The organism is Buttiauxella ferragutiae (genome assembly GCF_022637515.1).
Classification (GTDB): domain Bacteria; phylum Pseudomonadota; class Gammaproteobacteria; order Enterobacterales; family Enterobacteriaceae; genus Buttiauxella; species Buttiauxella ferragutiae.
In genome coordinates this window covers 4,894,259-4,915,840 of sequence record NZ_CP093332.1, presented here as the reverse complement: position 1 = coordinate 4,915,840, position 21,582 = coordinate 4,894,259, and the positions used below count along the sequence as shown (strand labels likewise).

Here is a 21,582-nt window from a genome sequence, read left to right as displayed (position 1 = left end):
ATGTAACTTAGCCGCCTCATTAAATGATATGCACCTCATTGAGCATCCTGTAGCAAGGACTAAGCCCCTCTGCAAAGAGGGGCTGACTTTGGTCGCTGTTTGGTGGATGACGCCTGCGGCTTATCCCCCCTACAAAACCCCCAAATTTTAATGCGCGTTGTTTGAAACCATTTGTTTTCGTAGGTCGGATAAACGCAGCGTCATCCGACATTCATGCCAGGACGCTGCTGAAATTACCCCTCTTTGCCCATTCCCGTTTGCTGAATCAACATCAATGACACACTATTAAACCAACGATGCGCAAGACTCTGGCGCGAGCTTGCCACTGAAATATCCGCGAGATTTTCCCGGTTCAACACTGCCGCTTTACCATCACCTTCAATCGATACGCGATACCAAACCCCTTGCGGGTGCAAATCTTTGGCCTGCGCCGTCGGGTTTAATGCCACCGGCCCGCCATGCTCTTTCGCTAAAAGCAACGAAGGCAGGCGCGTCACCACATTATGGTCGATGGACACCACGCGTCCGATAAGCGGTTGCCACTCGCCAGGTTGATAAATCCTGGCTGTTGCACCTACCCGTAAACGCGCCAGATCCTCTTCCCCGACCAGCGCTTTGACCCGCCAGCGATCGGCATTCACCAGCGTGGCGATATGCGTGGATGCTGAGATCCAGCTTCCAGGCTGCAAAGAAAGATCGCGATCTTCAATGCGCCCATTCGAGGCGGCAACTAACCGCAGGCGCAGCAATTCGCTATTCCCCGCGCTTTGTTGCAGTGAATACTGGCGTGCCATTTGATCCGCCAGCACCTGTTTGGCGGGGCCGTCTTTCTCCAGCCCTAATGCACCACGGGCGCTGTATTCCCAGGCGCGGCGCATTTCTTCCGCCTTACGTTGCGAGGTTTCTGGCAACGGCGCAATCAGCTCAAACAGCGGTTGCCCAGCTTTTACTTGCTGGCCGTCGGTGACAAAAACTTTCTCAAGGCGTGCGCTGTAGGGCGTGTAAATCGGTTGCACAAAACCGGCTTCCACTACACCTGGCAGGCTCACTTTATTTGACCACGGCACAAAAATAACCAGCAGCGCGGCAATAGCAATCAGCAGCAACCTGCGGCGATAAAACGGCTGGCTTTCCTCGCGCCTGGCCCAACAGTGTTTGATCTCTTTGATCATCGGTTGCACCACAAAAGTGACAATTTCTACCAAAAATAAAATCACGCCCAGCGCTTTAAAAAAGGCGTGATACACCACCACCGCAATGCCGATAAACAGCAGCAGGCGGTAAATCCAGGTGGCAAAAGCGAACAGCGTCAGAAAGCGCGCAAAGGCCGGAGTGACGTTATCGGGTGCGGGATCGTTAATGCCAAACAGGTGCCAGCGCATCGCTCGTTTTGCCCAGTTTCCGGCGCGTTCGTGCAGGCCGGGGAAATCGAGCATATCGCTGAGAATGTAGTAGCCGTCAAAGCGCATAAACGGGCTGGCGTTGACCACCACTGTCATCACCCAGGCGGTGGTCGCCAGGAAAAACAGCGCGTTTTTGATGCTGCCTTCCGGTGCGAATGACCACAGCAGCGTCGCCCATGCCGCCAGCACCAGCTCGGAAACAATCCCGGCGGCGGCGATTTTTAGCCGATCGCGCGAACGAAACAGCTTCCAGCTTTCGCCGGTGTCGGTGTAGGCCATCGGCAGCATCACCAGCAACGCAACACCCATATGCCCAACCCGCACACCGTGGCGCGTGGCGGTTAACGCGTGCCCCATTTCATGCCAGCATTTGGAAAACACCAGCGCGATAGCAAAGGCCGCCGCACCTTGCCAGCTCACCGAATTATGCAGCGTGGCAACCACGGTATCCCACTGGCGCGCCGCCAGCACAATGCCGGCCATCGCCACTAACAGCGTCAGCCACAAGAAAGTTTTGCTGAACAGCGGCTGCAACCACGGCAGCGCTTTACGCAGGGCTTTTTCAGGGTGAATCAACGGAATACGAATAAACAAATAACTGTGCAACAGCCATTTCCACACCGATGACGCCGGGCGATAACGCGCAGTGCGCAGCAATTGTTGCTGCTGCAAAAACAGCACAAACGCTTTGACGTCCTCTTCATCCACATTCAGCGTGGTGTGTTGATTAATCGCCTGTGCGATTTTTGCGGTATCAGCCAGTTGCCAGCGTTTGAGAATTTCGATTTCCAGCCAGCCGAGGCGGAAAAACAGGTTGCGCACCGGATCGGCCAAATGCCAGGCCGGCGAACCATCGCGGTTGCTGCCTGCGCTATTGAGGCGCAGTTCATCACGCAGCGCAGGCCACGGCGGCGCTGTGGCGGCACCGCTTATCACCAGCCGCTCCCGGCACGCAAGGTGGCGATAGGGCGGCGCAGCAACAGGTAACCGAGCATTGCCCAGTCACCGGTCACTCGCGCGGTTCCTTGTAAGCCAATACGCGCCACTTCTGGTTTACCTTCAAGCGTGCCGCGCAGCAAATAACTGGCCACGCCGTTGGGCGCTTCAACGGTTTGATAGCCTGCGTAATCCAGTTTCGCGCTAAAAGAATCGAGCGGGGCGACTTTCAAAAATACCGTCATCGGTGCGCCGCGATTCAGGTTGGTGGATTCGCTGACCGGTGCCCAGGCGCGTACGCCGAGGCTATTGGGGTCAGCCAGCAGGCCAATACGCTCACCCGTTTGCACCGGGCGGCCAGCCCAGTCGTCCGGGTCGGAATAGACGAAAACACCGTTGCCTGGGGCGCGAATCGTGAGTTTATCGATGTCACGGACTATCGACTCCACTTCCACTTTTTTCTCGCGCCATTTGCCTTCGGCCATCGCCAGTTCTGACTTGGCCTGTTGATCTTCAATCGCTTGCTGAGAAGCCTGATGCAGCGTGGTTTCAGCGGTTTCCAGCTCCGCCTGTGCCACCGCCAGCCGGTTATGCAGCGTGGTGTCGTCGAGAGTCGCCAGCACCTGGTCTTTCACTACATCGCTGTTTGGCAACACCACCATGCGCTTAATCACCCCGGAATCGGGCGCGGCAATCACTTCACTTTGCAGCGAGATAATTTCCGCTGGCACCAGCGTGTATTCGCGCACCGGAATACACAGCACCAGCAGCACTGCCAGCAGGATATAAGCGAGGCGGCGTCCGGTGTTGCGCTGCCAGAATTGCTTAAAGCGCGACGGGCGCGCGGTTAACGCCCACCAGGCGTAACCGTACAAACCGCTCAGTTGCAGCAGGGTAAATTCTGGCGATGCTGGAGTCAGCGAGGTTGGCCACGGTTCGTCGCGCCCTAAAAACCACAACGCGTGTATTTCGCCGTCGGCACCGGTGAGCGGCAGTACCCAAACCTGTGGCGGCAACCACTCGTTCCACAGCTTAGCCAGCGTTTCGCTTAATTGTGCGGGTGCCAGCGCCAGCACGCGGGCTTCCGGCGGTAAGGCTCGGCAATGTGGCGCAATTTCCTGCGCCACATCCGCCAGCCATAAGGCATACGGCGTGTTGTTGTCGGTATCGCTCAGCCCTGAATGGGCCACCAGTTTGGCGCGGTTATTGGGCGCAAGCGACAGCAGTGCGGCCTGGCGGTAATCCACCAGTTGGCGCGTTTCATTACAGATAGCAAACCCGAGTTCAGCGGCATTGCTGATGGTTTCGACTCGGGCGGCCAGTTGGTAAAAAGCTACACTGCTGGTCACGAATTGGCGGTCTCGCTTTTCAGGCAACGGTTTTCATCCGGCGGGCAAACCGCTACTGCTTGTCCGCTCATGCCGGGTAATACGTCGTCGGTTTTGTCCGGGAAGCGGGTTTCGATTTCGATGGTCTGGCTAACGGCATCCACTTTGCCGCTAATGTGCGTCACCGTGAGCGGGTATTGTTTGCCGGTTTCACCGACCGAGGCATTCAGCTGCGAGCCGATTTTTAGCCACGGCACCCAGCTTGACGGCACGTTTAACCGTGCGCGCAAAGTCCCGCTACCGACCAGATCAATCACTGGCGCACCCGCACCAATCCCCTGGCCTTCTTTGACATAGATTTTAGCGACGCGCCCATTGAATGGAGCCACGAAGCGGCACTGCGCCAGTTGGGCGTCAAATATCCCCATCTGGCCTTTGGTGCGGTTCACTTCGGAAGCGGCTAAACCCACTTCTAGTGCCGCAGCCGATTGTAACCCTTGCAGTTTGGCTTTGGCTTCATAGCGCAGTTGGGCGGCGTGAAACTCCGCTTCAGCGGCATTTTTGCGGGCTACCAGGTCGCTACAATCCATGTTCGCCAGCAGTTTGCCTTGCGTGACGGTATCGCCCAACTGGACGTTAATTTTCGCCATCCGCCCAGGAACCACGCTGGAAAGCGGGCTTTCACGATTGGCGAGTACCAGGAAGCGCACCGCAGCGGAGCCATCCGCGGCAAACGCGGGCGCGGATATGCAGGAAAGTGCGCAGATCAACCCGACCATCCATTTTTGTCGGATGACGCTGTTGTTTTTGTAGGGTGGATAAGCGTTAGCGTCATCCACCATTATTTTTGTCTTCATAAATACCTCATGGCGTCGCGGTCAACACGGGGGTCGCCCCGGCAATTCGTTGTAAATCGCTGGTAATCGATAACGTTGCCGCTTCGGCCAGGGCGCTGATAGAACGCGTGCTGGCTTCGTTTGGCAGATAACTCACGTACTGACGCGCCAGCACTTCGGCACCGGTGGCATCTTTGACACGCATCGTCCACACGCCTTTGCGCATGCCATTGTTGGTGCCGCCGCTAAAGCTCATTTGCAAATGGATACTGCTCGGAGACGGTTCCAGCGACAGGTGGTTCGCTTCAATGACCCGCCCGACGGATTGCTCGATGCTGCCACGCGAAACGCCTGCGGGCAGGCGTGTGACCTGAATCGACACCGGGTGTTTTTCAACAGTAATACCGGCGGCATGGGCAAATACCGCACTTTCTTGCTGGCGCAAACTGGTCTGAATTTGTCGCGATAAGCTGGCAACGTCGGTTTTTGTCACCTGATCTGGCAGCAAATCAATACCTACTGAGTTCAGCACTCGGCCATAAGCGGCCTGCGCTTCGGCATACGATGACGCTTCCTGGAAGCGGGAAACAATCGAACGCGCCTGGGTTCTTAATGTTTCCAAATCACTGGTCAGCGAGTTGTCCGATCCGGCGCGGGAAATACTCGCCAGGCGCTGGTCAACTTGCGCCGATTGCTCGGCAATCTGGAAGTCATAGGAGGCGAGTTTGTAGCGTTCGGTGGCGACACGCACCTGTGTGAGCACCGCCATGCTCAGCGCCATACGGCGGGCATCATCGGTTTGCGCGCGCGCGTCGTTGGCGGTGCTAATCGACGGAATGCTCAACAGTTTGAACAGGTTCATCGAAACCCCCACGCCACTCTCAATCCAGTTACTGTTGTAGAGATAGTCGTTGGAGTCGTAGTTAATCCCGGCGAACAGGTTCAGGTTCGGGAATAACGAGGCAATTTGCCGCTTGGTTTCGTAGCTGTCGATGCGTGTTTTGTAATCTTCTTCACGCAATTCAGGTCGGCGTTCCAGCGCCATTTGCTCGAGCTTATCGATGTTAGTCGGTGCCGGAGCCAGCGGCGTTGGGGTGTCTTGCAACACCAGCGGCGTGCCTGGCGGCAGGTTGATCAGCGCTGTCAGCTCGCTTTTCGCCAGCTCCATTTGCTGGCGTTTCTGGTTGAGCAACGTCATGCCATCCAGCAGGGCGCGTTGGTACTCCAGCCCTTCAACCGGTGGCAAAATCCCCGCCTGTTCGGCTTCGCGGGTTTTATCCAGCGCCTGGGCAATTTGCTCGGCCAGCGGTTGGGTTTCATCCAGCAAACGCTGCGCGCCCAGCGCTCGCCAGTAGGCATCACGCACTTCCTGGACGATGTTTTGCAGCACTTTGCGGCGGCGTTCTTCGGCGATGTTCACTTCATCCGCCTGCTGTTTAGCGCGGAAGTAGCTCATCCCGAAGTCGAGCACATCCCAGGAGAACGTGGCGCTGGCAAGGTAATGTGAGCGCTCTTCCGAGGTGGAAGGACGCAGGCTGATCACGCCATCGTCAATGCCCACGCTGGTGCCGCCCGAATCGTTATCACGCCAGCGATAACCGGCATCCGTCATCAGTTTTGGCAGCATGTCTTGTTGCGAGACATCCAGCAGGCTGCGTGACAGTGCGGTTTCCATCATTTTCAGGCGGTAATCGAGGTTATATTTTAACGCTCGCGCCATCGCGTCGGATAACGTCAGTGGGCCATGCAGGGCTTCCTGCCCGCGGTACATTTCCGCCCGGTCGCGATTCACGCGTGCGGTGATTTCATCCTGAGTCATCGGCTCCGGTTTCACCGTGCCACAGCCTGCCAAAACCAGCACCGCAATCAAACCGGCCACGGGTTTGATTAACGGTACGCCACGTTTTTTATATTGCGCCACCACGTATGCGTTCATCGTTGTTTTTTCCATCTTAAACAATTGCTCTCAGCCAGTTACCGGCGAGTGATTGTCGGGACTGTAATGTGCTTCCCGGACGCCAAAGTTTTTCTTTCAAGGGCTGCGAGCTGTGCCGATAAAGGCTGTGCTCCCAGGGTGATAACCGAAGGTTGTTCACCTGCTGATCGTTCCAGAGCGGGTCTTTCTTGTGCCATGGCGATGGGTGGGGTTGCGCTTCGTTCACTGTCTTGCCCGATGCCAAACGGGCCAAACGAATTCCCCAGTGAGTTTTGCCCCAGCCCGTTGCTTGCTAAACCAGGCAAGTCCCGTTGTTCACGGCTGTCGTTGTACCAGCGCGAGAACAGCACGGCCTGCTGCATCACTGGCGAACTGGCTTGTTCGATGCCGTAACCGATCGCGGCAAACTGGCTGTTGAGGCGAGTTTGCAGACCAGTAGCATCACTTTGTAAGTCATACACTAATGGCAGAATAAACAGCCCTGGCTGGTAGCTTTGGCGGTAAGGGGTCAGCAACTCGTCGTCGTCACGGCCAAAGATTTGCTCGCCATCACGGTCGTTGTTGTCATTGGGCATCGCGGTGACGCCATAAATGCGGATCGTCAGGCGTGCTTGGCTGGTGTCGCCATCGCTGTCGGTGATGGTGTAGACAAACACTTCGCTCAGAGTGGCGTTGACATCCAGTGCTGCCACACGTGGATCGGCACTGTTGACCTGATAGCGCCAGTTGCCCTGGCTATCTAAAAACAGCGTGCCGTACTGGCCGCTGCTGGTGCCGCCAATCGTCCCGGCCGCGCCAGTATTTTCTGACATCACACCCGTGACGGGGCCGTTGTCTGCGGCCCGGTCAGCACCGATGCGGTCGTCGTTAAACAGGTTACCGCTGACGTTTTGCTGGCCTTGATCCTGCAAGATTTCCGCGCTGTCATCGGTGGCGGTCGGCTGGTCGTTCACCACCGTAATGCGCAACTGCCCGACGTTGACGCCGTTCACTTCCACGGCGTAATCGTTGTGGGTGCTGATTTGGCCTGGCTGCGCCACCGCTTCGCGCAACACAAAGCGATAATCCAGATGCCCTTCGCCATCGGCTGCGCTGTAGTAAGCCAGCAGCGTGATGGTGCCGGTCACGGTTTCGATGGTGATTGGCGACAGCGGATTGAGCTGCAATAGCTGCTCGGCGGTGATCACCCGGCCCTGGAAAGTGAAGGTTTTCAGTTTATCGAGCGACAGCAAATCAAGCGTGCCGCTGACTTCCTGAGCGCCAGGGTCGAGCGGCGTCAGGCCATCTTCGCGCACCTGAATTTCCACCGACGGTGCTACCAGAATGCGCAGCGTACCGTTGGTTTCCCCAACGGCGTAACCGTCACTGACGGTGTAAGTAACCGCAGGCACGAAGCCATGCCAGTTGTTTACCGGCGTAAAGGTGTAGCTGCCATCGGCTTGCACCGTCAGGCTGCCAATGCCCGCCAGCAGCGCGGTTTCGCCCGCGTTGTAGCGCGTACCACCCACCTGGAACACGGAGATATGCAGCGGGTCGCCGTTCGGATCGCTGTCGTTAGTTAACAGATTTCCGGAGATCGGCGTGTTTTCCTGGGTGATCACCGCTTCCGGGTTAACGATCGGCGCGAGATCGGCGACGCGCACTACCACAGTGGCGGTTTCCAGAATGCCGCCGCTTAGCACGGTGTAGGTGTAGCTGTCGTTGCCGACATAACCCAGATTCGGCGTGTAGGTGATTTTTCCGTTTTCGACACTGACGGTGCCGTGGTTGCCCTGGCTGATGCTAACGATAGCGTTATCGTTGTTGCTGAAAGTGTCGTTTGCCAGCACATCGCTGGTCACCGAGCTGTTGCCGTTGACGGAAATCAGGTCGTTAAAGGCATCCTGAACTGGCGCGATGGTAATGCTTAACGAGGAACTGGAAACCCCGCCGTCGTTGCCGTCACTCATGTCGTAACTCACCACCGGCAGGGTGCCATTCCAGTCAGCGACCGGAACGAAAGTCCAGTTGCCGTTGGCGCGTAACGTCAGTACGCCCATGCCGCTTAACGTCACCACGCTGCCTGGCGCATACACGTTGCCGTCAATAGTAAAACGGGTGACGTGAAGTGCCGCAGCGTCGTCAGGGTCGGCATCGGTGTCGTTAGTCAGCACGTTGCCGTGCGCCACGGTGTCTTCCAGCGTGGTGTTAATGTCCGGGTTGGCCACTGGTGCGCTGTTGGTGATTTGCACCGTCACCGTGGTGGTTTCCAGCTTGCCGCCGCTGGTGACGGTATAGGTGAAGCTGTCGCTGCCAACAAAACCCGCCACCGGGGTGTAGACGATTTTGCCATCGACAATGCTGGCACTGCCGTGCGCGCCGCTGCTGGTGGCGGTAATCTCACGGTCGCCATTTTCGAAACTGTCGTTGCTCAGCACGTCGATAGTGACCGGCTGCCCCGCGTGGGTGCTGGCGGAATCCGGCGCAATATCATCGACCGCTGTGATTTCCAGCGTCAGCGTGCTGCTGGCAGTGCCGCCCGTGTGGCCGTCGCTGATCTGATAGGTGATGAGCGGAATCGAGCCGTTCCAGTCGCCAACCGGCACAAATTGATAGCTGCCATCAGCGTTTAATGTCAGCTCGCCAATGCCGCTAATGGTGACGGTTTCGCCCGCCAGATGCGCCACGCTTTCACCTGGTAAGGTAAAGCTGGTGACGCGCAACGTGTCCTGCACCGACGTGTTGTTATCAGGATCGCGGTCGTTATCCAGCACGTTGCCGGTGATTGTCGAATCTTCGTTCACCGTCTGTGTATCAGGGTTAGCGATGGGTGCGGTGTTCTCGACGGTGACAAACACCGTGGCGGTTTCTGTCACGCCGCCGCTGGTGACGGTGTAGGTGTAGCTGTCAGTACCAACAAATTCCGGCGACGGCGTATATGTCACGTTGCCGTTCGTGCCAATAGTGACGGTGCCGTTTTGCGCAGCGCCAACGAGGGTGACAGCGCGATCGTCATTCTCAAAATTGTCGTTGGCGAGCACGTTGATCGTCGAACTGCCTCCGGCGTGAAGAGTCGCAGTGTCATCAGCGATGTCGACCACCGGATTCACCGTAATATCCACATGCCCGACGGCGGTTGCGCCGCCGTTATCATCGGTCACGGTGTAAGTGATTTTTGGCACGTCACCGTTCCAGTCCGCCAGCGGCGTGAAGGTGTAGTGGCGGTCATACGACAGCGTAAAGGTGCCGACGCCCGGAATAATGGCGCTGGTGGTGCCAAAATTGCCGATCAGGAAATCATCGCTAATACCGTCGACATGGAATGACGTCACCCGCACTACGTCGGAATCGACATCGCTGGCAGTCAGCAAACCGCTCAACGACGTACCGTCTTCATCCATCGTCAGTTCCATATCTCTGGCGGTTGGCGCGGTGTTGGTGACTACTACCGTGACGGTGCTGGTTTCGGTAATTCCGCCGCTGGTCACCGAATAGCTAAAGGTATCGGTGCCGACAAATCCTGGCGGTGGGGTGTAGCGAATGGTGTTATTAGACAATACTTCTACGCGCCCAAGCGTGGTGCCGTCACTGCTGGCGGTCACGGTTTTGGTGTCGTTGCTGAAGCTGTCGTTATGCAGTACGTCGATGGCGACCGGGTTATCGGCATGCGTGGTGGCGTCGTCCGGCAGAATATCGGCCACCGGCTGGACAATAATCACCAGGTTGCGGGTGACCTGGCCGCCGTTGTTGCCATCGCTGACGGTAAAGGTGACAGGCGGTACCTGCCCGTTCCAGTCCGGCACCGGAACGAAGGTGTAAAGCCCGTCGCTGTGGATGGTCAGCGTGCCTTTTCCTTCAATCTCGACGGACTCATCCGCCGCATAGACTACGCCGTCAATCGTGAAGTTGGTGACCGTCAGCGTGTCTGAATCGGCATCGCGCGCGCCATCCAGCAAATCGCCATTAGTAATCGTTGTATCTTCCGGGGTTCGCACTACCGAGTTGCGCGGTTCCGGCAAGGTGTTGGTCATGGTGACGGTGACGGAGGCGGTTTCTTCAATGCCGCCGCTTTTCACCGTGTAAGTAAATACATCGTCACCGACATATCCGGCATTCGGCGTGTAGACCAGTTTGTTGCCGACAAGAGTGACGGTGCCATGCGCTGCCGAGAATACGGTCTGCTGGATGGCCGCATCGGAGTTGCTGAAATGGTCGTTAGCTAACACATCAATGGTCACTGGCGTACCGGCGTGGGTGGTCGCGGTATCGTGGGTAATGTCGACCATCGGGCGCACGGTGATGTCCAGCGAGCTTTCGGTTGGCGGCACGCTGGTGTTATCGGAAACGTGGAAGGTGATGGTCGGCACTTTGCCGTTCCAGTCTGGAACGGGCGTAAAGAGGTAACTGCCATCGGTATTTAGCGTGAAATCGCCTTTGCCGGCGATAGTCACTTTTTGCCCGGCGGCAAATGTCCCGCTGATACCGTCAATCTGGAAATCGACCACATGAAGCGGGTCGCCGTCCGGGTCAATAATCAGGTGTAAAACATCGCCGCTGGCTGGCGTGTCTTCATCGGTGACCGCGAATTGGTTGGAAGCGTCTGGCGGGGTGTTAGTCATAAAGATAAACACCGTCGCGGTTTCCGTCACTCCGCCGCTGGTCACGGTGTAGTTGTAGCGGTCGCTGCCGACAAAACCCGCATCCGGGGTATAAATCAGCTTGTTGTTTTGCCCGAGCGTCACGGTACCGTGTTGTGGCTGAGTGAAACTGGTCACGGCTTGATCGATATTGCTGAAGGTGTCATTTCCCAGCACATCGGTGGTGATCACCGTGCCAGTGTGCTCGATTTCGACATCGTTTTTCGCATCGTCAACAGCGGCGACGTGGATACCGAGCACCGCACTGCTGTCGCCGCCCATATTGCCATCGCTGACCACATAACTGACGGCAATGTCACCATGCCAGTCACCGCCGGGCGTATAGAGGTAACTGCCATCGGCGTTGATGAGTAAGGTGCCGTGGCTGCCCGTCAGTTTCACGGTGGTACCTGCTGCGTAAGTGTTGCCCTCAACGGTGAAATTCTTCACGGTTAAGGTATCGACTGCGCCATCGGGGTCGCTGTCATTGGTGAGCACGTTGCCGAGGGTTAACGGGCTATCTTCGTCAATCGACAGGTTATCGGTGACGCCAGTTGGAGCCTGGTTGGTGACGTTAATCGTCACGGTCGCGGTTTCGGTGATGCCGCCGCTGACCACGGTATAGGTGTAACTGTCGGAGCCGACATACCCGGTATCTGGCGTGTAAGTCAGCACATTGTTGACTAACGTCAGCGTGCCGTGCGACGGCTGCGTCACGGCGGTCACGGTTTTATCGCTATTGCTGAAGGTGTCGTTGAGCAGTAAATCGCTGGTGTTATTCACCAGTGGCACATTGGCGTGGGTGGTGAAGCTGTCGTTGGCGGCGTCGGTCACTGGCGTCACCGTCACGGAAAGCCTGGCGGTATTCGACCAATGTGACGTCTGGTCGCCGTCTTTGGCGAAATCGAAGAAATTCACCCGCCCATTCGTCACCCCTGCGCCTGACGACGAAGTATCGGTGGTATCCGAGGCGCGCAGTTGCAGGCCGCCACTCACCGGGCCGTTGTAATCGCCTAATGGCACAAAGCGCAGTTGCGTGGTGCTGGCGAGAACCAGCGCGTTGCTGGCGCTGACATCTGACGGGATCGTCAGCCAGTTGCTACCATCGGTGCTGTATTCCCAGTGGCCTTTGCTGGCGTCAGTGTCGTCACCATAAATGGCGATAAACCCCAGTGCGCCGCTGGCGTTTCCACCGCCTGCAATAGCGGTCTGGTTGTCTGTGGCATCACCATAAACTGACTGGAAAATTTGCCCGATGGTTTGTGGTGTCGGGGTGTCTTCGGCAATGGTGACGGTGGTGTCGCCAAGAGTTGGGCGGTCATTAATATTGGTGACCTCTGTGCTTAGCGTGATGACGGTTTCACTGTAGATCGAGGTGCCGCCATGCCCGCCTGTGGCATCAATATTAATTTGCTCGCCGTTGTCAGGCAGCGCAGGTGTGCTGGAAACATCGCCATTGGCGTTGGTTTCCACTAAACGCACACCGAGTGTTACCGGATCGCCGAAATAGTTGGCTGCCGGAACAAAACGCAGCGAGGCGCTGGCGGTAAGCACCAGGGCGTTGCTGTCGCTACGCGCCCCAACGTTCTGCCAGCTGGTACCGCCATCAAGCGAATATTGCCAGTCGCCCTGCGCGGTATTCGGCGTGTGGCTGGTAATCGCCACACCATAGAAGCTGTCTGCGCTGCTACCGCCGCCCACGCCAACGGTGCCGTCGTTATTGATGGTGTCGCGTTCATCGTTAAAGAAATCGAAGAACAGGTCGTGAATGTTGCTGCCCGCAAGCGAACTGCCGAGGGTATCTTCTTCAAGCGTCGGGATGGTGACGGATGGCGTGCCGACCACCTCTGGCGCATCGTTCACCGCATTGACCGTGAAGGTAAATTCACGCGTGGTGATAAGCGCAGATGGGTCATCGCCTTCTTCGTATTCCACCTGTCCTGGGTCTTGATGCGGGTCGTTGCCACTTCCTGGCAGCGATCCCGGCCTTGAGCCGGAATTGCCGTGGTCGTTAACCGTTACCTTGACGCCGAAATTGCCGTTCCAGTCAGCCGCCGTGGCGCTGCCATCTGCGTCAGGCAGTGTGACTCTCAGCCCCGCCAGATAACTGTTAATTTGCGTGTAAGAACCGTTGAACGTCAGCGTGTCGGTGCCTGCTCCCGTGAATGTTCCGCCGCTACCGGTGGGGGCCACAAACACAAAACCGTTCGGCAGTTTCACGGTGACCGTCATGCTCTGGCTACCCGCATCCGAATCACTGATGGTAATCGGCGGCAGCGTCACGGTGGCACTGTTTTCATCGGTATTCAGTACTGGATTTTCACCGAGCTTGATTTGTGCCGGGTCGTTAACGCTGCTCTGGAAAATAGTGCGGTAAGTGGAGGCTACGTTTTGCCCCAGCCCGCCGGGAATCGCGGCGTAAGGGCTTATCACCGTGTTGGGGACTTGCGAGGTGCCAACACCGCCAGGACCGATGTTATCGCCGCCGTTTGCGGAGCTGGTCAGGTTGCCATTGGCATCACGCACGCGGTCATCAACAATCACTTCAACGCGGAAATACTGGTCAGCATCGTCAAGAATCGCCCCGCGCATAGTGACTTGCAGTTGCGCGAGGTAAGCGTTGATTTGCGCGACGGTACCGGTTATCACCAGCGGCGCGTTTTGCCCGTTGGAGGGCGGCGTCACGCCGTCCTGGCTGGTGTTCTGGATAAACACGCCAGAGGTGGTGTTGAGCGACGAAATGGTAATCGCCGAGTTTTGCTGATCGCGATACTGCGACACGCTCAACGGGTTGCCGTTTTCATCGGTGATGCGTACCGTCACCTGTACGATGTCGTTTTCACCTGCCGCAATACCGCCTGCATCCGCAACATCCGGGTCGCCAATCACAAAGCCGTCGACGTTATTGCCGCCCGGCGCGTTGTTGTCGAGCAGAATGGTGTCCGAAGGCGCGGTGATGGTTGGCGGGTCGTTCACTGGCGTAATCGTCAGCGCTATTTGCACATCGGCAGGCGGCAGGCCACCGGTGTCGCCGACGCTGGCAGTGCTGGTGTCGAGATGAACATTCAGCGTCACATCGCCTGCTGCCGAGCCGTTCTGGTCGTGGTTGGCATTCAACGCACTTTTGTAGGTCAGGCCGTTGGTCGGGTCGTTGAGCAAGGCCTGAATTGCGCTGGCGGTGCCGGTCAAAATCAGGGTGCCGGAATTATCGCCCTGAATCGTCACACCGTTAATTTCCAGGTTGCTGTCATTGGCAGCACCGCCAATCCCCAGTTGCCCCTGGCCGACCGTCAGCGTCACCGTCACCGGTTTGCCAAAGGCGCTGGATTCCACGTCAGTAATGACGAAATCACCGCCAATCCAGGTAGCTTGATCTTCAAAGGTGTTTTTGTCGCTATCGGTGACGACCAGCGTGCCAGGGTCGTTGACTTCCGAGGCGTTAATCGCCACCTGGTTTGCCGAAATATTGCCGTTATTGGCGGGGACGCCATCCTGATACCAGTCGTAATTGACGTTATCGACAGCGCCTGGCAGCGAGCCGGTTGCCGGGTTAGTCGGCTGGTTGACCGGCCCGCCGTTGGCTGAGCCATTGAGCTGACCATTGCCGGTACGCAAGCGGTCATCGGTAATCACCTGCACCTGATAAACGGTGTTGCGGTCATCAGGGAAGGTGACGGTCAAACCGCTCAGCGCACTGTTGATCTGCGCGACAGTCCCGGTGATCACCAGATAACCGCCGTCGCCGCCGGTAATCAGTGCGCCACTTGCACCATTGGCCGCCAGCCTGATGTTGTTGTATTCGCTTTGGCTGAACGCACTGCCATCGTTGTGTAGCAGGCGCACGGTGGTCTGGAGAATATTGGTCGCGCTGCTGGTGCCAGTGATATCCGGGTCGGCAACGGTAAATCCGCTGACCGCATGGGAATTGCCACCGATGTCAATTGGCCCGGAAGGGGCGGTGACAGTGGGTTTGTCGTTTGCCGGAGTAATATTAATCGCGAAATGATTAGCGGCTTGTTCTTTGTCACCATCAGACAGCGTGAAGTCGAAACCATCGGCATTGAGGCCGTCGCCGCTGATTTCATCGCCGTCATTCAGGTAATAAATATAACCGTTGTTAATGTCGGCCTGCGTGAAGGTTGAGCCATTGCCGATGGTGCTAAAATTCACGCCGTCGCGGGAAAAGGCCAGATGCCCGTGGTCCGGTGAGTTGGTGACGGTAAATTGCACCTGCTCAGGGCTGCTGTCGGGGTCGTAAGCCTGCAACTGCGAGCCATTGATTTGCACATAGCTGCCTTCAACCACTGTCGCCGGGTTGTTGGCCGGTTGGCCGCCGAGATTGTTCGGTGAATCTGGCGGTACCACAAGTTCCGGGCTATCCGGCGTCTGGGGGATTTTCGGCCCATCGTTGACGTTGGTGATGGTGATGCCCACCGTGGCGTTGGTCGCCGACTGCATGCCCCAGCGGTCCACCGCATAAGCCACAAAGCTGGTGCTGCGGACTTCAGATCCGTTGCTGACAAAGCGCAGGCCGCTGGTGCTGTCGTTTTTCAGCAAACTGGCATCGAGCTTTAAGGTGCCGATATCTGCATCAGTGATCGTCACCCAACTGGTGCCGTTAAAGTATTGCAGCACGCCGCCGGTCGGCAGAGTCAGGAAGGCAAACTTCAGCGCCCTGTCGCCTGTGAGATCGTTATTGTAAGCGTAGTTATTGTCGTTGCCGTTGATCGTTGGGCCATCTTCCCACGGTGAGCCGCTGTTGGCGTCATCTGGGTCGCCCAGTTGCAGCTGCGAGTTGGTGATGATCACCGTTTCGCCTTCTGCCAGCACGGTGTTGGAAGAACCAGCAATCACCGGCGCGTCGTTCACCGGTGTGACGAACACTTTCAGTTCCGGGTTCCAGGTCACCGCCATTGGGTTGCCGGTGCTATCGAGCGTGACTTGTCCTGCGGAAACCGAAAACTTGCCATCGAAGTGGAAGTTTTCGCCACCGTCATGGCGAACGCTGATTAACCCGTTGTTCAAATCGGCCTGGGTAAAGGTACCGAAAGCGTTGATCACCGTGTAACCGCCGTTGCCATCGCTTTTCAGGATGGACAGGCCGGTTTGCCCGCTGCCGCTGCCCAGGAAGGTATAGACAATTTGCTCGGGCTGAACACCCGGAACCACGTAACTCATGCCCGGCGTGGCATCGCTAATATTACCGGTGCCGGAAAGGGTCAGTGAGCCGCCTTCCAGAATAATGCCATGCGCCGCGCCATTGGGGTCATCGCCAATATAGCCAGAGCTGGTACTGTCCCCAGAAGTATCCAGCGGCGGGACTTGATCCGGTGGCGGGTTGTTGGCCAGCGGCACCAGGCCAATGGTGAAGTCGAAATGGGTCAATTTGGCATCGGGACTTTCGCTGTCCCAAATCCCGCCCTGGCGCGTGAAAGTGCTGCCGTCGGCGTTCCAGCGCAGAGCGGTGGAGTGGTCGATGACGCGGAAACTAAATTTGTCGATGCCATCGATGGGCGCGTTCAAATACTGGGTATAAACCACCCGTCCTTCCACCACGTCTTCCATGGTGAAGGTGTCGCCGTTCTGCATGCGCGCGCCGTTCAGCGTCAGGTAACCGTGTGTTAGCCCGTCAACGTTAACCACAAAGCTGACGCGGTCTGGTGGGGAGTCCTCATCGATGCTGGCGAGCATTTCTGGCATCAGCACCACGCTGTCCGGCCCATCCGCCACATCGGCGAGCAGGGTGGAATCCGGATTGAGAGCCGGGTCGTCATCCACCGGCTGGATAGTCAGCGCAATCAGCGCATCGCTGCTGGCAGGTGTTGCGGTGCCGCCGCCCTGGTCGGTGACGCGCACGCCGAAGGTGTCTTGTGTAATGCCTTCTTCGCCGTTGTTTTCATAGGTCAGCAAGTTGCGGTCGTTATAACTGATCTGCTGTCCCTGAATCACCGCCACACCATTAAAATAGAGCGTGCCGTGAGTAGGCAGCGCCGTAATCGTTAAGGTGAGTTCGCCGTCCTGGGTATCGCCACCGCCATCGGCGACAATATATTGCCCAACGTTGCCGGTGTTGGCCGCGTTGGCAGGCTGCCCTTCAAAGACAATCCCACCGCCTGAAACGGTTGGCGGCTGATTTTCAGGGGCGATTTCCAGCGTCACTTTCACAGTGTCGGAAAGATTAATTGGCGTTGCGCCGTCGTTCACTTTGGCGGTGAAACTGTCGGCGGTGTTTTGTGCACTGCCTGTTGCAGTGTGGACATACACCAGCTTGTTATCGCGCACATCTTGCTGGGTAAATACCGAACCGACCCCCAGTCGCGTGCCGTTTAAGGTCAGATAACCGTATTGCGGCATCTCGGTCAGGCTGTAGACAATTTGCGAGGCACTTTGCGCACCCGCGGCTAATTCTGGATCCAGCGCTGCGAGCGTGGCTTCGGTAATCACGGTTCCCGCACCGTTATTTTCTGGCACGATCAAGGTGCTGTTATCCACCACCACCGGGTCGTTGGCAGGTGTGACGGTGATATGCGTTACCAGGCTGTCGTTGCCGGACAGCGTCAGGATATAAAACTGCACGTCGGTTGTGGCAGATTGCTGGCCGAGTTCGCTATCGCTGGCGGTAAATTTCAGCGCGTTAAGCCAGGCTTGCGCATCCGCCACCGAACCGACGAACTCCAGCGTTTTCCCCGCCGAGCTACCATTAACCAGATCGCCTGCGGCACCGTTGGTCAGCGTGACACTGATGGCAACTTTTTCATCACTGACATTCAGTGTTAAGCCGCTAAAGCTGCCGGTTTCCGCACCTGGGTGCAGTACGCTGGGTTCGGAAACCACCATGTCCGGCACGCGGGTGGTCAGTTCAGGTGCCTGCAAAACGCCGTCGTAAGCCAGCTCGAGCGAACGGGTTTCAATCACCCCGGTGTGGGATTCCAGCGTCCAGTCGGCGGCTTTTAACGCGCTGCCGGTTTCATCACTGGATGCGGCAACATCTGCGTGGGTGTAATCCGCCATACGCGTAATCAGCGTGGTGTCTTGCGCCGTGACGTTGCAGCCATACAGCAAAATATCGCCGTCAGTCGTCAGCTTTTCGCCAAGTTTTTCTAATTGCTGCTGGTACTGCGTAATGGTCTGATCGTTAAGTTTGTCGCTACCCAGGGTGATTTCATCGCTGGCACCGTGGCTGATGATATGAATCGCGGTGATATTTTTATCGTTCTTAAGCGCTTCATTAATCTGTTCCAGCCCGGAATGTTGTGCGTCGAGCACCACCACGCGGCTGCCTTCCGGCAATTGATTTACCAGTGATTGCCAATTCTGTACATGGCTGTCGACCACATACACTTCATGTGCGGCAGGGGCATCGGTAGGCGCAGGGGCGGTTATTGACGCAGGCGCTGGCACCGGTGCTGGTGGCACAAACACCGCTTTTGCGGCGTCAGGGGCGTTGTCATGATGCGTGGCATCTAATGGGTTATCTGCATGATTAGCGCTTTCAACGGCTGCCGCACCGTCGAATAACTGGCGTGGCTCAAGAGCGAAACGGTGGTGACGAGGGCGGGTGGGATTATCGTTTCGAGGTCTGGACATGGCATTTACTCTTGGCAACTTCAGCGTCATTAACATCAATGATACATGCAAGTTACATAATATGTAGATGCTCTATGTCCTTATTACATAATATTTACGAATGTTTCTGCGATTATTCTTATATTGATTAGCCATGTTTATTATATGGTTTTTAACTGCTGGTTAAGATATTTAAGCCAGGATAAAACGCTAAATTAATGACTACGATAATAATAAATAACCGTGCCGTTACTATTGTTGCTTGATTATTACGCAGGGTTGAACATCGATTAAGCGATCATTTTTTGTGGGCTGGTGGAATAAGAAACATAAGATTGGCGAAATAAGAGACAACACTTGCGTGTGGCTAATGAAGTATCACGGAGGGCGTAAACGGTGGATGGCACTGGCGCTTATCCGCCCTACGGTTTTTTTGTAGGTTGGATAAGCGCAGCGTCATCCGACAAAACTAAGCAGGGATTACGACTGGCTTTGCGTCGAGGTTTTTAATACCACGCTTTGATTGTCAATCTTCGCGCTACGTTTTAGCGCATACCCCACAGCGAACACCACGGTGGCACAACCGAGGAACAGTAAGCGGCCCCACATTGGGTTAGGAATTAACACCATCAGTGACAAGCCTGCTGCCATGTAAATCGTCAGGTCGCCCAGCTTGTTACGCTGCATGCGGTCTACGATGTCTTGTGCGTCATCTTCTACACACTCGGTTTCCACATCCTTAAAGAACGCATCAGTCGCGGCGACATTTTTGTCGGCTTGTGGCTTATACAGCAGCGCAGTCAGGCAGAAGAAGCCACCCGTCAGCACCAGATGGGCGACGATAGGAATGATGGTTTTCAGCTCGCTCACTTCACGGCCAGTCAGTTTCTCAACACCAAACCATGACATCACGTACTGCGGCGTGAATACATCAACCACCATCCAGGAAACGCCCAGACCAAAGATTACGGTAGCCCACGGAGCCCAGGAAGGCGTTCTGCGAATCAGCATTCCGAAGAACAATGGCACCAGAATCGGCGATTGCAGCAGCGTGGCAACCTGCATCATCAGGTCGAACAGGCTGAGGTGCTTGAGCGAGTTAAAGAACTGCGCCATGAAGATAACCAGCAAACCGTTCACCAGGCAGGCGATTTGCCCGGCACGCAGTTGCTCTTTATCCGTCGCTTTGCCTTTGCGCACAATCGTTGCGTAGAAGCTACGCACGAAGATACCGGAGTTACGGTTCAGCGCAGAGTCCATCGACGACATGGTGGCGGCAAACAGGCCGGCCATCAGCAGCCCAACCGTTCCCAGCGGCATCGCTTCACGAGCAAACACCAGGTAAACCGCATCACGGGCTTTCGCGCCCAGCTCAGGGTATTGCGCGCCCGCATCAGGGTAAATAATCGCGGTGGCCCACGGTGGGATAAACCAAATCACCGCGCCAATCAGCATCATCAGCAGCGCCATCAGCGCCGCTTTGCTGGCGTTTTTGGAGTCCTTAGCATTCAGGAAGCGGTAGGATTCCTGCATGTTGTTGATACTTTGCAGCTGTTTGACTACGAAGAACAGGAAGGTGCCAACCATCAGTAACGGGTAGTTCATGTCCGGGCCGGTGAAGAAGCCAGACGGGAACTCAGTCACGATATTAGCCGGACCGCCTACAGTCCACAGAGCCACAAGGGCGCAAGCCACGGAAATAACCGCGATAACCAGAGTTTGAATAAAGTCGGATGCCACCACGCCCCAGGCACCACTCAGCATGGAGATTGCCAGTACCGCCAGGCCAGTAATCCAGATAGTGGTAACAATGTCGGCGTTAAATACTGCGGAGGCGAAAACACCGAGGCCGTTCAGCCACACGCCAGCGTTAATTACGCTCAGAGGAATAATGACCCAGGTAAAGAATTGTTCGTTGACCGGGCCAAAGCGGCGACGTACTGCTTCGGTTGGGGTATCGACACGCATTTGACGAAAACGACGCGCGAAATAAAGCCACGCAAATAAATAGGCCACCATGTTGCCAATAAACACCGCCAGCACCGCAAAACCATCCGTAAATGCCTTGCCTGCCGCACCAGTGAAGGTCCAGGCGGAAAACTGCGTCATAAACGCGGTTGCCCCAACCATCCACCACAGCATCTTGCCACCGCCGCGGAAGTAGTCACTGGTACTGTTATTGGCCATTTTTTTGAATAGCAGACTAATGGCGACCATTAATAAGAAATAACCCGCTATTACAATGTAATCGTAAGACATTGTAGTTCCCTATGAGTTATGCCCCTGATACTTCAAGATAGCAATAATGCCATTTGAGTTATTGTGGGTTTTGTTTGAATTGGAAACATTAAACACTCGATTTACATATTTTGAAATATCGTTTTAATATTTATGTGAAATATATGGTAACGATCATGTTTTCGTCTTCAAATGTCCAAAAATAGCTATTTAGCGAAATGATTAATAAAAAGGAGGGGGGAATTAGCGTTAATAAATATCGTGAATGGGGAGGGGTAAATTGAGAATACTCCGCTGTTGAGATGCGGTGACTTTCCCTATCGTTTTCGGAGTTAACATACCATCAGGCTGGCTTATGAATCGATACTCCACCATGCTGCTGCTCGGTAGCCTGACCATGACCACATTTGTCCACGCCGATGCGCTGGATGGTCTGTTTGATAATTCCATTGTCGGCTCTATTTCACAGGCAATTAACGATGCTTATAAGCCGAACAATAACAACGACGACGATCGGCGTTGGGACGACGAAAATCAACGCCGCAACGATGACGACCGACGCCAGTACGAAGACCGCCATCGACAGTTAGAAGATCGTCGCCGTCAACTCGATAACCAACAGCGCCAGTTAGACGACCAGCGCCGCCAGCTCGAAGAAGACGAACGCCGCCTGGATGATGATTACCGGTAGTCTGCGAGCTGGGTTCTGGAATGAGTGTTTGC

At 56.1% G+C, this 21,582-nt stretch carries 7 protein-coding genes; 1 reads left to right on the top strand and 6 read right to left on the bottom strand.

Translation table 11 applies throughout. The annotated features are described in order from the left end of the window. Window positions 1-233: 233 nt before the first annotated feature. The 6 genes from MNO13_RS22630 to MNO13_RS22605 form a co-directional block, all read right to left on the bottom strand. The gene (locus MNO13_RS22630; RefSeq protein WP_241939340.1) at window positions 234-2,339 is read right to left on the bottom strand and encodes a site-2 protease family protein; all 2,106 of its coding nucleotides are present in this window, start codon (window positions 2,337-2,339) and stop codon (window positions 234-236) included. Further along, the gene (locus MNO13_RS22625; protein ID WP_241939339.1) at window positions 2,336-3,688 is read right to left on the bottom strand and encodes an efflux RND transporter periplasmic adaptor subunit; all 1,353 of its coding nucleotides are present in this window, start codon (window positions 3,686-3,688) and stop codon (window positions 2,336-2,338) included. The genes MNO13_RS22630 and MNO13_RS22625 overlap by 4 nt, the downstream gene beginning before the upstream one ends. Then, window positions 3,685-4,524, bottom strand: a complete 840-nt coding sequence (locus tag MNO13_RS22620) for an efflux RND transporter periplasmic adaptor subunit (RefSeq protein WP_241939338.1) — start codon at window positions 4,522-4,524, stop codon at window positions 3,685-3,687. Before MNO13_RS22620 ends, MNO13_RS22625 begins: the two co-directional genes overlap by 4 nt. A gap of 7 nt (window positions 4,525-4,531) precedes the next feature. Next, a complete protein-coding gene (locus tag MNO13_RS22615; protein ID WP_232887082.1) occupies window positions 4,532-6,439 on the bottom strand; it encodes a TolC family protein in 1,908 nt (635 codons plus the stop codon). Window positions 6,440-6,477: 38 nt separating this feature from the next. Continuing rightward, window positions 6,478-18,642, bottom strand: coding sequence for an Ig-like domain-containing protein (locus MNO13_RS22610; protein ID WP_241939337.1), 12,165 nt, complete (start codon window positions 18,640-18,642; stop codon window positions 6,478-6,480). A gap of 459 nt (window positions 18,643-19,101) precedes the next feature. Beyond that, the gene (locus MNO13_RS22605) at window positions 19,102-20,880 is read right to left on the bottom strand and encodes a sodium:solute symporter family protein (RefSeq protein WP_237931152.1); all 1,779 of its coding nucleotides are present in this window, start codon (window positions 20,878-20,880) and stop codon (window positions 19,102-19,104) included. 334 nt (window positions 20,881-21,214) lie between these two features. Between MNO13_RS22605 and yjdP the strand changes: the two genes are divergently transcribed. Beyond that, window positions 21,215-21,550, top strand: coding sequence for a DDRRRQL repeat protein YjdP (yjdP, locus tag MNO13_RS22600; protein ID WP_133523034.1), 336 nt, complete (start codon window positions 21,215-21,217; stop codon window positions 21,548-21,550). Window positions 21,551-21,582: the final 32 nt, after the last annotated feature.

What these genes read in the sequence shown, in the direction of transcription:
- MNO13_RS22610 (WP_241939337.1), bottom strand. Translation starts at nt 18,642, where the DNA reads ATGTCCAGACCTCGAAACGATAATCCCACCCGCCCTCGTCACCACCGT.
- MNO13_RS22605 (WP_237931152.1), bottom strand. Translation starts at nt 20,880, where the DNA reads ATGTCTTACGATTACATTGTAATAGCGGGTTATTTCTTATTAATGGTC.
- MNO13_RS22615 (WP_232887082.1), bottom strand. Translation starts at nt 6,439, where the DNA reads ATGAACGCATACGTGGTGGCGCAATATAAAAAACGTGGCGTACCGTTA.
- yjdP (WP_133523034.1), top strand. Translation starts at nt 21,215, where the DNA reads ATGAATCGATACTCCACCATGCTGCTGCTCGGTAGCCTGACCATGACC.
- MNO13_RS22620 (WP_241939338.1), bottom strand. Translation starts at nt 4,524, where the DNA reads ATGAAGACAAAAATAATGGTGGATGACGCTAACGCTTATCCACCCTAC.